Here is a 13,340-nt window from a genome sequence, read left to right on the forward strand (position 1 = left end):
GTCGATCTATCTTCTTGTTTAAGCCGGATTTTTCCCGAAAGCCGGCTTCGCGAGCATGCTCTAGGACCTGTTGCCCAGCGAGTCCAGCCGCATCGGCAGGCCGGCCCCGGCCATATGCGCCTTGGCTTCGGCGATGGTGTAGGTGCCGAAATGGAAGATGGATGCGGCCAGCACAGCACTTGCACGGCCGTCGCGAATGCCTTCGACCATGTGGTCGAGCGTGCCGACGCCCCCCGATGCGATGACTGGCGCGCGCACCGCGTCCGATACCGCGCGGGTCAGCGCGATGTCGTAGCCGGCCTTGGTGCCGTCGCGGTCCATCGAGGTCAACAGGATCTCGCCGGCGCCGCGATCGACCATTTGGCGCGCGAATTCGACGGCGTCGATGCCGGTTTTCTCGCGCCCGCCATGGGTGAAGATCTCCCAGCGGTCGGCCTCGCCGGGGCCGGACACTCTCTTGGCATCGATGGCGACGACGATGCATTGGTTGCCGAATTTGTCGGCGGCTTCGGCGACGAAATCCGGATTCTTCACCGCGGCCGTGTTGATCGACACCTTGTCCGCGCCGGCCAGCAGCAATTTCCTGATGTCGGAGACCTGGCGCACGCCGCCGCCGACGGTCAGCGGCATGAAGCATTGTTCGGCGGTGCGGGCGATGACGTCGAAGATGGTCTCGCGATTGTCCGACGAAGCCGTGATGTCGAGAAAGCAGAGTTCGTCGGCGCCGGCGGCATCATAGGCCTTGGCTGCCTCCACCGGGTCGCCGGCGTCGATGAGATCGACGAAATTGACGCCCTTGACGACACGGCCGTCCTTGACGTCGAGGCAAGGGATGACGCGGGCTTTCAGCATCAGCGGCCCTCTATCGTGGCAAGCAGATCGTTGAGCAGTTGGCCGACCAGCGGCGGCACATCGGCCTGGGCGTCGAAGGCCGGATCGTAAGCGGAAACGGTGATGCCGATGACCGGTACCGCAAGCGCCATGGCGCAGACCGCGTCGCGCATCTGCTCCGGGTTCGGCCCGCCAGGGGTGACGTAGCGGTTGGCCTGCAGCGCCTTGGGATCATGCACGTCGAGATCGAGATGCATGTGCACGCTGTTGGCGCCGGCTGCTTTCAGTCTTTCCGTCGCTTGCGCCACGCCGGGACATTCCGTCCGGATGACCGGCAATGTTTCGAGAAGTTTTTCCTCCGCCGGATCGAGATCGCGGGCGTTGACGAGCACGCAGCGCGCGGGATCGATCGGCCTGAAACCGGGAATGGCCGCCGCCATCGGGCGCCAGCACAGGCCGAGCACCGTCGACAGCGCCATGCCGTCGAGAAAGCCGTATACGGACGTTTCGGGCGTGTTGAGGTCGCCATGCTGGTCGGCCCAGATGATCGCATCGGCGCCTTCGCCGGCGACCGCGCCGGCACTGGTCAGGCAGTTTCCGGCCAGCACGATGGGAAACCGCCCCCTGTCGCGGGCAATGCGGACCTCGCCCGAGACGGCGTTGCAGACGGCAAAACCCGTGGCGATCTCGCGCTCCTGGTCGGCGCCGACCCTGCCGATGTCCTCGACCGTGACGTCGTGACCGGCAAGGGTCAGGGCATCGACGAGCCCGCCTGATATCAGCGCGTCGGGCCCCTGGCCCATGCCGCCGTGATAGTGGCCGCTGTCATAGGAGGCCAGGATGAGCGAAACCTTCACGATCGCGCCTCCGTCGCCGGCCGGCCCTGCAGGATCGCCAGCGCCTCGGTCGGGTCGATGCGGCCATCGTAGAGGGCGCGGCCCGAGATCGCACCTTCGAGTTTTTGCGCGTCGGGCATGGTCATGCGCACGATGTCGGCGATCGAGGCCAGCCCGCCGGAAGCAATGACCGGGATCGACACGGCGTCGGCGAGGTCGATGGTGGCGTCCCAGTTGATGCCGGTCAGCACGCCGTCGCGGTCGATGTCGGTGTAGATGATGGCGGCGACGCCGGCGCCTTCGAATTTCCTGGCCAGTTCGATGACACCGAGGCTCGAGGCCTCGGCCCAGCCTTCGACGGCTACCTTGCCGCCCTTTGCGTCGATGCCGACGGCAACCTTGCCCGGAAACGCCTTGCAGGCCTGCCTGACCAGATCGGGATCGCGCACCGCCACCGTGCCGAGGATGACGCGGGCCAATCCACGGTCGAGCCAATCCTCGATCTGCTCCAGCGTGCGGATGCCGCCGCCGAGCTGCACGGGGTTCTTTGTCGCTTTCAGGATGGCGCCGACCGCGGCGCTGTTGACGCTCTGACCCTGGAAGGCGCCGTTCAAGTCGACGACGTGCAGCCACTCAAAACCCTGCTCTTCAAAGGCTTTGGCCTGTGCTGCCGGATCATCATTGTAGATGATCGCGGTCGCCATGTCGCCGTGCTTCAGCCGCACGCACTGGCCGTCCTTGAGGTCGATGGCTGGAAACAGGATCACTCAGGCACCCTCGACGATCGCGAAATGTCCGGTCGAAGCCGCCAGCCTGTTCTGCAACGCTGTCTGATAGGCTGGGGATCGATAGCAGCTGAGCGCGGTTTCATAAGAGTCGAACTCGACCACCACCTGCCGGCCAAATTCCGACCCTTCGGGATTGGTCACTTGTCCGCCGCGCACGAGATAGCGGCCTCCGAAAGACGAAACCGTGTCGCCGATGGCGTCGCGGTAACGCTGATACCCTTCCGGATCTGTCACCGTCAGCATTACCATCCAGTAGCCCTTCTTGCTCATGGTGTTCAGGGCCTCCAGCGCAGGAAATTGGTGATCAGCGCCAGGCCCAGCGCCTGGCTCTTCTCAGGATGGAACTGCGTGCCGGCGAGATTGTCGCGGGCGACCGTGGCCGTCACCGGCCCCCCATAGTCGGCGGCCGCAAGGACCTCGTCCGGCTTTTTTGCGTCGAGATGGTAGGAGTGGACGAAATACGCATGCAGTCCCGTCGCGCCGGTCGGGATGCCGGAGAACAATGGGTGCTGACGCCTCAATTCGATCGTGTTCCAGCCGATCTGCGGGATCTTCAGCGCCGGATCGGAAGGCGTGATCTCCTTGACGTCGCCCGATATCCAGCCGAACCCGTTGGTGACGGTCTTTTCGAGGCCGCGCTCGGACATCAGCTGCATGCCGACGCAAATGCCCAGGAAAGGCCGGCCCTTGGCGATGGCGACGTCCTCGACCGCCTCCCACATGCCTTCCACGGCACGCAGGCCGGCCGCGCAGTCGGCGTAAGCGCCGACGCCGGGAAGGACGATGCGGTCCGCGGTGCGCACCCGGCTGGCATCGGCCGTCAGGTCGATCTCGGCCGCGATGCCGGCCTCGCGCGCGGCGCGCTCGAAGGCCTTGGTGGCCGAACGCAGATTGCCCGAGCCGTAATCGATGATCGCGACCCGCATCTCAGCGCCGTCCCGGAATGTGGGTCAGCCCCAGCGCTATGCCGGGCTGCGTGGGGCGCGCCAAAGCGGCATCCGGAACGATGCGCGGCGCGGGTGCTGCTTCGTCCGAAAGGCCTTCGATTTCCAGGACATAGCGCATATCGGCGTCCGCGAGCCAACCGGCCTCGACGACGCCCCATTCACGCCAGCCGCGGCGGCGCAGCGCCGCGATGCGCAATCCCTGGCCCTCCAGCCCGACATAGAGCGAGACGAGCAGCGACAGCAGCGAGCCAGCGACACCGAGGCCAAGTTTCTGGCCAAGCATCGAAAGCACGCCCATGACGACAAAGGCGAGCGCCGCTTCGACCCACAGCCGGTGCCAGGCAAGCCACAGCGGCGGCACGAGCAGGCCGAGCCAGGTGAAGCCGTCGCGGACCAACGTCGTCGTGTCGACTTTCTCGCTACGGCCAGGTGGCTCCATCACGACATAGGCGGTCATGAGGCTATCCCTTCAAAGAACCCTTGGTGGAGGGAACCGCGTCAGGCCGGCGCGGATCACGCTCGAGCGCGGCGCGCAGCGCGTGCGCCACCGCCTTGAAGCAGGTCTCGGCGATATGATGGTTGTTGGCGCCATAATGGTTGGTGACATGCAGCGTGATGCCGGCATTCTGCGCCAGCGCCTGGAAGAATTCGCGCACCAGTTCGGTGTCGAAGGTGCCGATCTTGGGCGACGAGAACGAAACGTTCCAGACCAGGAAGGGCCGGCCCGACACGTCGATCGCCGCACGCGTCAGCGTCTCGTCCATGGCAAGGTCGATCGAAGCGTAGCGCATGATGCCGCGCCGCTCGCCCAGCGCCTTGGTCAAGGCTTGGCCGAGCGCAATGCCGGTGTCCTCGACCGTGTGGTGGTCGTCTATGTGCAGGTCGCCATTGGCCTTGACGGTCATGTCGATCAGCGAATGGCGGGAAAGCTGATCCAGCATATGGTCGAAGAAGCCGACGCCCGTGGCGATGTCCGATTTGCCGGAGCCGTCGACATGAATCGAGACCGAGATGTCGGTTTCCGCAGTCTTTCGGCTTGCGTCGGCGGAACGAGGCGCCATCACTCTATCCTTGTGCCAGTGGTTCAGATCGTGACCGGTTCACGGGCCTCAAGCGCTAGCGGGCTTGAAAACGAGAGCCTTCTAGCAGCATGATCCGGCGATTGCCAGTTGCGATCCCGGCCGCTATCGAGCCGTTTGCAATCATTGGCCCCGTGCATACATATGGCCGATCAAAGTTACTCGTACCGCGCCAATCGCCTTTTTGGGATGGCGCTGCTCGGAGCCAGGAAATGTCTGATAATCTGACGATGCACGCCACGACGATCGTGACCGTGCGCAAGGGCAACAAGGTGGTGATCGCCGGCGACGGCCAGGTTAGCCTTGGCCAGACCATCATGAAGGGCAACGCCCGCAAAGTGCGCCGCATCGGCAAGGGCGGCAATGTGATTGCCGGTTTCGCGGGTGCCACAGCCGACGCCTTCACGCTTTTGGAACGCCTCGAAGCCAAGCTCGAACAATATCCCGACCAACTGACGCGCGCCTGCGTCGAGCTTGCCAAGGACTGGCGCACGGACCGTTATCTGCGCCGGCTGGAGGCGATGATGCTGGTTGCCGACAAATCGGTCTCGCTGGCGCTGACCGGCAACGGCGACGTGCTGGAGCCCGAACATGGCGTCATGGCCATCGGTTCGGGCGGCAATTACGCGCTGGCCGCGGCGCGCGCGCTGATGGACAGCGACAAGGACGCCGAGGAGATCGCCCGCAAGGCGATGCAGATCGCGTCCGACATCTGCGTTTACACCAACAATAATTTCGTTGTCGAAACGCTCGATGCGGCTTGATCAGGCCGACCATGGCCCCGAACCGCAGGACCGCGTAAGCGAAAAGTGGACGCCGGTTTTCGGAAAGACCATGATCCAACCAGAAAATAGCTACGATTTTCGGCCGGTGACCAAAAAGGACCTGCCGATGATCGCAGGCTGGCTGGCCGAGGCGCATGTTGCAGAGTGGTGGGGCGATCCCGAGGCAGAAATCGCGGAGATTGCCGATCATATAGACTCGATTTCCGTCGAGCCGCTGATCGTTGAGTTCGACGGCAAGCCGATCGCCTATCTGCAGAGCTACGATCCGCATCTGGAAGACGGCCATCCCTATGCCGATCAGCCGTTCGGCACGCTCGGCATCGATATCTCGATCGGCCGGCCGGAACTCATCGGCATCGGCCATGGCTCGGCGATCGTGCGCCAGTTCGTCGAAGACCTGTTCGAGGAAGGCGTGCCGCGTGTCATTATCGACCCCGACCCAGCCAACATCAGGGCCATCCGGGCCTATGAAAAGGCGGGATTTCGGGCCATTGATCGCAGACAGTCGATCTATGGCGACGCCGTGCTGATGGCGATCGATGCCGAAGACGCGCAAGAGGGGTAATTCAGGATATGGTCACGGCCAGCGAGGACAAGAGCCTTTCCGCTTACGAGGATAGCTGGCGGATGGGGCTGCTGATCGTCGCCGGCCTGCTCGTCGCCCAGGCCGTCGCGCTCTACCTGATGGGCCATCCGCCGATCTGTACCTGCGGCTATGTCAAGCTGTGGCATGGCGTGGTGAACAGTTCGGAGAATTCCCAGCACATTTCGGACTGGTACACCTTTTCGCACATCATCCACGGCTTCCTGTTCTACGCGCTGGCCCGGTTCCTGTTCCCGCGCTCGCCGATCGGCTTGCGGCTGGCATTCGCCGTCCTCGTCGAGGGAGGCTGGGAAATCCTCGAAAATAGCCCGTTCATCATCGAGCGCTACCGCGCCGGCACCATTTCGCTCGATTATTACGGCGACAGCATCATCAATTCGGTGTCCGACACCCTGGCCATGGTGCTGGGATTTGTCATGGCGCGAAGGCTACCTATATGGGTGATCGTCAGCCTCGCCATCCTCTTCGAACTGGGTACCGGCTATCTCATCCGGGACAATCTTACACTCAACGTGATCATGCTGCTGCATCCGTTCGAGACCATCAAGCAGTGGCAAAGTGGAATTTAGTGATATGAGCACATTTTCTCCCCGCGAAATCGTTTCGGAACTCGACCGCTTCATCATCGGCCAGAAGGACGCCAAGCGCGCCGTGGCCATCGCTCTGCGCAACCGCTGGCGCCGCCAGCAGCTCGAAGGCCAGATGCGCGAAGAGGTGATGCCGAAGAACATTCTGATGATCGGCCCGACCGGCGTCGGCAAGACCGAGATTTCGCGCCGCCTGGCACGGCTCGCCGGCGCGCCGTTCGTCAAGGTCGAGGCGACCAAGTTCACCGAGGTCGGCTATGTCGGCCGCGACGTCGAACAGATCATCCGCGACCTGGTCGAGATCGCCATCGGCCTGACGCGCGAGAAGATGCGCGAGGACGTGAAGGCGCGCGCCCATGTCAACGCCGAGGAACGGGTGCTGGAAGCGCTGGTCGGCAAGACGGCGAGCCCGGCGACGCGCGATAGCTTCCGCAAGAAGCTGCGCGAGGGCGAGCTCGACGAAAAGGAAATCGAGGTCGAAGTGGCCGACACCGGCAATGGCGGCATGCCCGGCTTCGAGATTCCCGGCATGCCGGGCGCCAATATCGGCGTGCTCAACATCAACGACATGCTGTCGAAGGCGATGGGCGGCAAGAAGACCAAGCTGCGCAAGACCACGGTGAAGGAGTCCTACGACCTGCTGGTCGGCGACGAGTCCGACAAGCTGCTCGACCAGGACGAGGTGGTGCGCCGGGCGCTGGACGCAACGGAGAATGACGGCATCGTCTTCCTCGACGAAATCGACAAGATCGCCGCCCGGTCGGACATTTCGGGCGGCCCTTCGCGAGAAGGCGTGCAGCGCGACCTGCTGCCGCTGGTCGAAGGCACGACGGTAGCGACCAAATACGGTCCGGTGAAGACGGACCATATCCTGTTCATCGCTTCTGGTGCCTTCCATGTCTCCAAGCCGTCCGACCTGCTGCCGGAACTGCAGGGCCGCCTGCCGATCCGCGTCGAGCTGCGCGCGCTGGAGAAGGAGGACTTCGTCCGCATCCTGACCGAGACCGAGGCGAGCCTGATCAAGCAGTATATCGCGCTGATGAAGACCGAAGGCGTTGAGCTCACCTTCACCGACGACGCCATCGATTCGCTCGCCGGTGTCGCCGTCGATCTCAACGCCAGCATCGAGAACATCGGCGCGAGGCGGCTGCAGACTGTGATGGAGCGGGTGCTGGACGACATCTCCTATGATGCGCCGGATCGCAACGGCACGGCGGTCACCATCGACGCCGCCTATGTCCAGAAGCATGTCGGCGACCTCTCCAGAAACACGGATTTGTCGCGGTTCATCCTTTGAACGAGGGCGCCGGAGCAGGCCGGCGCGGTCATGCAACAACGTCCGGCAGGAGCCATGTGTGGCCAGATGGTACCATCTGGCCACCTTTCGTCTCGCCGGATGATGGGGCGCTCTCGACTCGACCAAGTGCTTTACCTAGTTTGCGCCGCAATTCTCTAGGCGGCGGCGCATGAAAAAACTCATCTTGGTCATTCTCGGCTTGACGTTGGCGGCGACGCTGTTCGCCGCCGACGCGGCGACATTGGTGCCGGTGGGAAACCGCAATACCGAGCAGCCAGACATTCCCGGCGCCTCGAGCCGCCGCACGCAGGCGACCAACACCACCTTCCAGGCGAAGTACCGCAAGGTTTACGCGCTGCTGCAGAACGACGCCGATCTGCGCGCCAAGATCAAGAAGGCAGCAAGCGCCTATGGCATCGACCCCATGCACATCGTCGGCGCCATCGTCGGCGAGCACACCTACAATGTCGACGCCTACGACCGGCTGCAGACCTATTACGTCAAGGCGATCTCCTACCTCTCGAGCAAGCTCTCCTTCGCCTATGACGGCGAGGACATCACCGATTTCGTGCAGCGGCCGGAATTCAAGAAATGCGCCGCGATTTCGGACAGCTACGATCTGTGGGAATGCCGCGAACAGGTCTGGAACCGCTCGTTTCGCGGTAAGACTGTCGGCGGCGAGGATTTCCCCGACAACCGTTTCGGCGCCACCTTCTTCCAGCCCTACTATGCCGGCCAGACCTTCGGCCTCGGCCAGCTCAATCCCCTGACCGCCCTGCAGATGAGCGACCTCGTGCACAAGGTGTCGGGCCTGCCGAAGCTCGACGTCTCCGATCCCAATTCGGTCTACAAGACCATCATGGATCCGGACCTGACGCTGCCCTATGTCGCGGCGACGATCAAAAAGTCGATCGACGCCTATAGGAGCATCGCCGGCTTCGACATCTCTGGCAATCCGGGCGTCACGGCCACGCTGTACAATGTCGGCAATCCGGAGCAGCGCGCCTATGCGCTGAAGTCGGAAAACGACAGGCGCCGCGCCACCGGTGAGCCGGAGAAGCTGCCCGAAGAGAATTACTACGGCTGGCTCGTCAACGACAAGCTGGCGGAGCTCAAGGCGCTGTTCTAAGGACCTCTACCTCCCCTTCGTGGCGAGATCGGACCGAAAGATCCGGGTAGGGGCCGGTGCAGTCATACGCAATTGCCCTGCAACAAGGCAGAGGGCGGCCAACTTCATTCAGGCGGCCAGCAACGCCTTCAGCTTAACTTCAGGCGAGCCCAGCGCCTCCGGCGCCGGCTTGGCACGCTTGCCGATCAGCATTTCGGCCAGCCTTATGTCGCGAGCGACCGCATTGCCCGGGCCGATGCCGCTCGCCGCCACCAGCCTGCCGTCCTCGGCGAGATGGAAGAGGATGAAGGCGCCGTCACCGAGATCGCGGCGCACAAGGCCGCGGCCTTCGTCGGAGAGGCCGGCGATCTGCAAGCTCAGCCCATACTGATCCGACCAGAACCACGGAACAGCCGCATGCGCCTCGCCGGCGCCAAGCATGTTCTTTGCCGCCAGTGCGCCCTGTTCCTGTGCATTGCGCCAGGCCTCCAGCCGCACGCGGCGGCCGCCGTAGACGGCGAGCGGAAACGAGCAGCAATCGCCGGCGGCGAAAATGTCGGGATCAGCGGTTTGCAGATAGGCATCGACTGATATGCCGTTTTCAATGGTCAGGCCGGCTTCGGCCGCGAGCCCGGTCACCGGCACGGCGCCGATGCCGATGACGGCGAGGTCGGCCGATATTTCGCGCCCGCCGGCAAGCGTCACCCGCACCTCCTTGCCCTCGTCGGCGATGGAGGCGATGCCTTCCCCGCAGACCACGTCGACACCCTCGGCGACATGCGCTTCATGGATGATTTCGGCGATCTCGGCCGGAACGCCGCGCATCAGGATACGTGGCTGCGCCTCGATGACGGTGACCGAGGCGCCGAGCTTGCGTGCGGCTGCCGCAAGTTCAAGGCCGATGAACCCGCCGCCGACGATGGCGATGCGGTTGCCGGCACGAAGGTGGGCGCGAATGGCCAGCGCGTCGGCGAAGGTTCTGAGATAGACGCAGCGCACGCCAAGGCCAGGCATCGGCAGCTTGCGCGGCGTCGAACCGGTGGCCAGCAACAGCTTGTCGTAGGCCAGCACCGAACCGTCCGACAGGCGTATCATGTGCGACGCGCGCTCGATCGCCACGGCCTCGACGGAATGGACGTGCCGGATCGATTTTTCGGTCAGGATCTCGTCGCTGGCGATCGCCTTGATTGCGGGCGCATCGCTGGCCATCGCCTCCTTGGACAGAGGCGGACGTTCATAGGGCAAATGCGGCTCGTCACCCACCAGCGTCACCGGCCCGTCATAGCCGAGATCGCGCAAGGCAAGCGCGGCCCGTCCGCCGCATTCGCCGGCTCCGATGATCAGCATCCCCCGCGCCATGCCGGTCATCCGATCTGAACCAGGACCTTGCCGGCGTCGACCTTGACCGGATAGGTCCTGAGGTTGACGCAGACCGGCGCGCCCCTGGCCGCGCCGGTCTTGTAGTTGAAGCGGCCATTGTGCTTGGGGCATTCGATGATGTCGTCCATCACCAGCCCATCGGCGAGATGCACCTTCTCATGCGTGCAAAGTCCGTCGGTGGCGAAATATTCGTCGTCCGGGCTGCGATAGATGGCGAAGGTGCGCCCGCCATGATCGAAGCGCATCACGTCTTCTTCGTCGATGTCACCGGCGGCGCACGCCTCGACCCAATCGTTCATTCAGTCCTCCCCTGGGATCGCACGGCGGCGCGTGATTATTCAGCCGCGACCGCGACGGCGCCGTTGTGGAATTCCTCGCGGTACGGCCTGGCGGTCGGCGGCAGCTCGCGCTTGAGGAAATAATCCTCGTTGCGCAGCTGGCGGCGGAAGACCGGGATCATCTCGCGGTAGCCGGCCAGGATCGACGGCGTCGGCGCCGGCAAATCGTGCTTGATCAGCGCGTGCAGCTTCGGCAGCGCATGGTAGGGCACCATCGGGAACATGTGATGCTCGACGTGGTAATTCATGTTCCAGTAGATGAAGCGGCTGATCGGGTTCATGTAGACGGTGCGGCTGTTCAGCCGATGGTCGGTGACATTGTCGGCAAGGCCGCCATGCTGCAGCAGGCCGACCATCACGTGATGCCAGGCGCCATAAAGCCTGGGCAGGCCGACCAGCATCAGGGGCAGGAAAGATCCGGTGGAGAGCGCCAGCGCGATGGTCGCGGCATAGATCGCCGTCCAGATGCGGGCAACACGGATCGCTTTGGGCTGCTCCTGTTCGGGAATGAAGGTCTTCTCCGCCGCGCTGATGTTGCCGGCGGCATTGCGCAGCATGTCTGATATCGCATGCCAGGCGTCGAGCACGCCGACAAAACCAAGAACGAGGCGCACCAGGTCCGGCGGCCGCATGACCGAAATCTCAGGATCGCGGCCGACGATGATGGTGTCGGTGTGATGGCGCGTGTGGCTCCAGCGCCAGGTCACCGGATTGCGCATGATCATGAAGCAGGCGATCTGATAGACTGCGTCATTCATCCACTGCGTGCGGAACGCCGTGCCGTGGCCGCATTCGTGCCAGCGGGAATCGGTGGATGAGCCGTAGAGCACGCCATAGGCGAAGAAGAAGGGCACGCACCACCAACTGCCCCAGAACCAGGCAGCGCCGGCACCGCTGATGATGAGGGCGGCCAGCCAGATGACCGTGTCGCGGATCGCTGGGCCATCGGAGCGCTGCATCAGCTCCTTCATCTGCTTGCGGGGAATGTCGGTGTGATACCACTCGGCCGCCGACAGCCCGTGTTCGACCGCAAGCCGGGCGTCGCGGCCGATCAGGCTGTAATCACGCCGGGACGGCGCTGCGGTCATGATTGCCTCCCATGGCGGGGCATTCGCCATGCGAATGCGGATCATCAACTAACTCCTTGCTCAGAAATAACGCCGAGCCATGATAGAATCAACATCACAAAGATAGTTTCTATCATTTCATATCAAAGTCAGGTATCGATATCAGGCAATCGAACGAGGGCGATCATGGCGAAACGGCCGACCATTACTGATCTGGCGCGAGTCTCCGGCGTCAGCGTCGCCACGGTGGACCGCGTGCTCAACAATCGCCTCCCAGTGCGGGAGGAAACCGCGCGCCGCGTCTACGAAACCGCGACCGAGATCGGCTATCACGCCGCCGGCCTGATCAAGCAGCGGATGCGACAGGAACTGCCCGAGTATCGTCTGGGCTTTCTGCTGCTTCGGGGCAATGACGTTTTCTATGGTGATTTCGCTCGGGAACTCGAGCTGGCGGTCGCGCAATCGCAGCGCTTCCGCGGCGTCGCAACCGTCGATTTCGCCAGCTCTCTGGCCCCGGACGACATCGCCGCCCAGATGCGCAGGCTGGCGGCGAGATCGCGGGCCATTGCCGTGGTCGGCCCGGACCATCCGACGCTGACCGCCGTCGTGGAGGCGCTCAAGGCCAGGGGACTGCCGGTCTTCTCCCTTCTGTCCGACTTCGCCGCCGGCGTCCGTGAGGGCTATGTCGGCCTCGACAACCGCAAGGTCGGCCGCACCGCGGCCTGGATGATCGCCAGGGCGGCGAGGACGCCTGGCAAGGTCGCCCTTTTCGTCGGCAGCCATCGCTTCCATGGCCATGAGCTGCGGGAGATCGGCTTCCGCTCCTTCTTCCGCGAGCATGCGCCGGATTTCAGCGTGCTGGAGACGTTGGTCAATCTCGAGGCCAATCAGGTAACCCATGACGCGATGATCGATCTTCTGGCGCGGTATCCGGATCTCGTCGGCTGCTACGTCGCCGGCGGCGGCATGGAAGGCGCCGTCTCGGCGCTGCGGGCAGCGAAGCCTGGCAACATGCCGGTGGTCGTCTGCAACGAGATCAACGCCGAATCGCGCGCCGCGCTCGCCGACAACATCCTTACCATGGTGATCTCGACGCCGCTTGCCGCGCTCTGTCGTGAGCTCGTCGATCGGATGGCGCATGCCATCGAAGCCGGCGCGGCCAATGCGCCGGGTCAGATCTTCCTGCCCTTCGACATCTATTTGCCGGAAAACATCTGAAGCAATTTCGCGAAAATGCGCAGCGGCTTTCCGTCCGGGACGCGCCAGGACAGAGATAGGGCGTTTCGATGAAGCGACAGAGCGCTCCTGCAGTCCGCCGCCATGAACCGCCCGCCAGAAATGATAGAATCTATCAGAGCAGGCAGAAAATCGCGCGCCCGAATTTGGAATCGCCCTTGACGCCCCAACGTCAAATGGAATAAATATTTCACTATATGTGGGTTTTGGTTCTTTCGTTCCGGAACATCCGTTCAGGGCAGTTCGGCGTCCAGCCGTTGGCGGCACGCTGCGGAACGAAATGGATATCAGGGAGAGATTCCCCAGGCAGATCGGGGATTCCGGAGAGATCGGTGCAACCGGACACCAAAAGTGGAGGAGAGATACAATGAAGAAATTGCTTTTGGGCGTCGCCTTCGCGGCGCTGATGAGTTCATCGGCCATGGCCGCCAAGATCGGCGTCTCGATGGCCAAGTTC

16 protein-coding genes are annotated in these 13,340 nt (G+C 63.4%); 6 read left to right on the forward strand and 10 right to left on the reverse strand.

Going from position 1 to position 13,340, the window contains the following annotated elements; genetic code table 11:
- Nucleotides 1–60: 60 nt before the first annotated feature.
- From hisF to hisB, 7 genes are read right to left on the reverse strand one after another with little or no spacing between them, the layout of a single operon-like run.
- The gene (gene hisF, locus FJ492_RS26960) at nt 61–855 is read right to left on the reverse strand and encodes an imidazole glycerol phosphate synthase subunit HisF (protein WP_181166770.1); all 795 of its coding nucleotides are present in this window, start codon (nt 853–855) and stop codon (nt 61–63) included.
- A complete protein-coding gene (locus tag FJ492_RS26965) occupies nt 852–1,688 on the reverse strand; it encodes an arginase family protein (protein ID WP_140509628.1) in 837 nt (278 codons plus the stop codon). The genes hisF and FJ492_RS26965 overlap by 4 nt, the downstream gene beginning before the upstream one ends.
- Nucleotides 1,685–2,434 (reverse strand): 1-(5-phosphoribosyl)-5-[(5-phosphoribosylamino)methylideneamino]imidazole-4-carboxamide isomerase, encoded by a 750-nt coding sequence (gene hisA, locus FJ492_RS26970; protein ID WP_140773291.1) that lies wholly within the window; start codon nt 2,432–2,434, stop codon nt 1,685–1,687. The genes FJ492_RS26965 and hisA overlap by 4 nt, the downstream gene beginning before the upstream one ends.
- Nucleotides 2,435–2,725 (reverse strand): DUF1330 domain-containing protein, encoded by a 291-nt coding sequence (locus tag FJ492_RS26975; protein ID WP_140773295.1) that lies wholly within the window; start codon nt 2,723–2,725, stop codon nt 2,435–2,437.
- Between the two features lie 5 nt (nt 2,726–2,730).
- Nucleotides 2,731–3,381, reverse strand: coding sequence for an imidazole glycerol phosphate synthase subunit HisH (hisH, locus tag FJ492_RS26980; RefSeq protein ID WP_140773297.1), 651 nt, complete (start codon nt 3,379–3,381; stop codon nt 2,731–2,733).
- 1 nt (nt 3,382) lies between these two features.
- Nucleotides 3,383–3,859 carry a DUF2628 domain-containing protein gene (locus tag FJ492_RS26985; RefSeq protein ID WP_140773299.1) on the reverse strand — a complete coding sequence of 159 codons (477 nt, stop codon included), beginning with the start codon at nt 3,857–3,859 and terminating at the stop codon, nt 3,383–3,385.
- Nucleotides 3,860–3,863: 4 nt separating this feature from the next.
- The gene (hisB, locus tag FJ492_RS26990) at nt 3,864–4,463 is read right to left on the reverse strand and encodes an imidazoleglycerol-phosphate dehydratase HisB (RefSeq protein ID WP_140509622.1); all 600 of its coding nucleotides are present in this window, start codon (nt 4,461–4,463) and stop codon (nt 3,864–3,866) included.
- Nucleotides 4,464–4,693: 230 nt separating this feature from the next.
- On the opposite strand from hisB, the gene hslV reads away from it, so the two are divergent.
- The 5 genes from hslV to FJ492_RS27015 all read left to right on the forward strand — a co-directional run bounded on the left by hslV (nt 4,694) and on the right by FJ492_RS27015 (nt 8,883).
- The gene (gene hslV / locus FJ492_RS26995) at nt 4,694–5,245 is read left to right on the forward strand and encodes an ATP-dependent protease subunit HslV (RefSeq protein WP_027142430.1); all 552 of its coding nucleotides are present in this window, start codon (nt 4,694–4,696) and stop codon (nt 5,243–5,245) included.
- Nucleotides 5,246–5,315: 70 nt separating this feature from the next.
- The gene (locus tag FJ492_RS27000; RefSeq protein WP_140773302.1) at nt 5,316–5,831 is read left to right on the forward strand and encodes a GNAT family N-acetyltransferase; all 516 of its coding nucleotides are present in this window, start codon (nt 5,316–5,318) and stop codon (nt 5,829–5,831) included.
- A gap of 8 nt (nt 5,832–5,839) precedes the next feature.
- Nucleotides 5,840–6,439, forward strand: a complete 600-nt coding sequence (locus tag FJ492_RS27005; protein WP_140509619.1) for a DUF2585 domain-containing protein — start codon at nt 5,840–5,842, stop codon at nt 6,437–6,439.
- 4 nt (nt 6,440–6,443) lie between these two features.
- Entirely contained in the window at nt 6,444–7,754 is a 1,311-nt protein-coding gene (gene hslU / locus FJ492_RS27010) for an ATP-dependent protease ATPase subunit HslU (protein WP_140509617.1), read from the forward strand.
- A 169-nt stretch (nt 7,755–7,923) separates the two neighbouring features.
- Nucleotides 7,924–8,883, forward strand: a complete 960-nt coding sequence (locus FJ492_RS27015) for a DUF1402 family protein (RefSeq protein ID WP_140773305.1) — start codon at nt 7,924–7,926, stop codon at nt 8,881–8,883.
- Between the two features lie 108 nt (nt 8,884–8,991).
- On the opposite strand, the gene FJ492_RS27020 is transcribed toward FJ492_RS27015, so the two are convergent.
- From FJ492_RS27020 to FJ492_RS27030, 3 genes are read right to left on the reverse strand one after another with little or no spacing between them, the layout of a single operon-like run.
- Nucleotides 8,992–10,230 carry an FAD-dependent oxidoreductase gene (locus FJ492_RS27020; RefSeq protein WP_181166768.1) on the reverse strand — a complete coding sequence of 413 codons (1,239 nt, stop codon included), beginning with the start codon at nt 10,228–10,230 and terminating at the stop codon, nt 8,992–8,994.
- On the reverse strand, nt 10,227–10,541 hold the full coding sequence (locus FJ492_RS27025) for a MocE family 2Fe-2S type ferredoxin (protein ID WP_140509611.1): 315 nt from the start codon (nt 10,539–10,541) through the stop codon (nt 10,227–10,229). The genes FJ492_RS27020 and FJ492_RS27025 overlap by 4 nt, the downstream gene beginning before the upstream one ends.
- 35 nt (nt 10,542–10,576) lie before the next feature.
- A complete protein-coding gene (locus FJ492_RS27030) occupies nt 10,577–11,668 on the reverse strand; it encodes a fatty acid desaturase family protein (RefSeq protein WP_140773314.1) in 1,092 nt (363 codons plus the stop codon).
- A 165-nt stretch (nt 11,669–11,833) separates the two neighbouring features.
- On the opposite strand from FJ492_RS27030, the gene FJ492_RS27035 reads away from it, so the two are divergent.
- On the forward strand, nt 11,834–12,865 hold the full coding sequence (locus tag FJ492_RS27035) for a LacI family DNA-binding transcriptional regulator (RefSeq protein ID WP_140509608.1): 1,032 nt from the start codon (nt 11,834–11,836) through the stop codon (nt 12,863–12,865).
- Nucleotides 12,866–13,340: the final 475 nt, after the last annotated feature.

This window comes from Mesorhizobium sp. B2-5-4 (assembly GCF_006441095.1).
Classification (GTDB): domain Bacteria; phylum Pseudomonadota; class Alphaproteobacteria; order Rhizobiales; family Rhizobiaceae; genus Mesorhizobium; species Mesorhizobium salmacidum.